At 45.0% G+C, this 427-nt stretch carries 1 protein-coding gene; it reads left to right on the forward strand.

What is annotated here, in order from left to right; translation table 11 throughout:
* On the forward strand, positions 1-427 hold a 427-nt coding region (locus FC98_RS13875), incomplete at both ends, for a transposase (protein ID WP_156637347.1).

A 427-nucleotide genomic window follows, 5' to 3' on the forward strand; every position in this document is an offset into this window, starting at 1 on the left:
GAACGTCACCATGCGGCTTTCGGCTACTGGCAAGTTCTACGCTGTCTTGTTGGTGGATACGGCAATCAAGCAGTTAGCTAAAACTGATAAGAAGGCCGGCATTGATCTGGGAGTCGCGGATTTGGTGATTACTAGTGATGGGATTAAACACCCCACTATCCGGTTTGATAAACGGCTGTCTCAAAAGAAACGTTACTGGGAAAAACGATTAACCCGTAGAAGACGGCAGGCCCAACAAGTGATTGCCTGGGAGAAACATACTCACATTGCAGTTCCACACGAACTCAATGATTTCAAAAATTACCAGCAAGCGAAACGGATGGTGGCGAAGTATGCAGAAAAGATCGCCAATCAACGACAAAACTACCTGCATCACTTAACTAAGCAGCTCGTCATCCAATATGATGTGATTAAAATGGAAGATTTG

This window comes from Lentilactobacillus kisonensis DSM 19906 = JCM 15041 (assembly GCF_001434135.1).
Lineage (GTDB): Bacteria > Bacillota > Bacilli > Lactobacillales > Lactobacillaceae > Lentilactobacillus > Lentilactobacillus kisonensis.